The 380-nt window shown below is 64.2% G+C and carries 1 protein-coding gene; it reads right to left on the bottom strand.

Annotation, left to right across the window (positions count from 1 at the left end):
• Nucleotides 1-59: 59 nt before the first annotated feature.
• Nucleotides 60-299, bottom strand: coding sequence for a DUF1652 domain-containing protein (locus tag QWI17_RS00685; RefSeq protein WP_009682283.1), 240 nt, complete (start codon nucleotides 297-299; stop codon nucleotides 60-62).
• Between the last annotated feature and the right edge of the window lie 81 nt (nucleotides 300-380).

The following is a 380-nucleotide window of genomic DNA, read 5'->3' as shown; positions in this document are numbered from 1 at the left end:
CGGCTGCGCGCAGCCCTTCCCCCGCCAGCCAAGGGCTGGGCGGGGTTCGCGCACTCGCATCAGGCGATGGACTTGAGCGGTGCAGGCGGGCGGTCACGCAGGGTATGCAATTGCTCCACCAGGTTCAGCACATCGCGGCAGCTGTTGAGGCTGCGCAATGGCACCCCGCTGAGGGTGCAGCACTCATCGAGGCTCTGGCCCTGACCGAGCCGGATGGTCAGGTTGGCACCATCGGTACAGCTGATTTCACAGCGATCTGGCAGGCAAGCATGCTCGATCAACTGCCGCAGCTCGAGCATGGAAACTCCTATCAACGACCTGGTACGACCCTCTCGGTGGGATGGCCTGTTGTGAGGAAGTACGCCCTCGTGGGGCTGGGT

The sequence above is a fragment of the Gilvimarinus gilvus genome, from assembly GCF_030518155.1.
Classification (GTDB): domain Bacteria; phylum Pseudomonadota; class Gammaproteobacteria; order Pseudomonadales; family Cellvibrionaceae; genus Gilvimarinus; species Gilvimarinus gilvus.
This window is presented reverse-complemented; position numbering and strand designations above follow the sequence as displayed.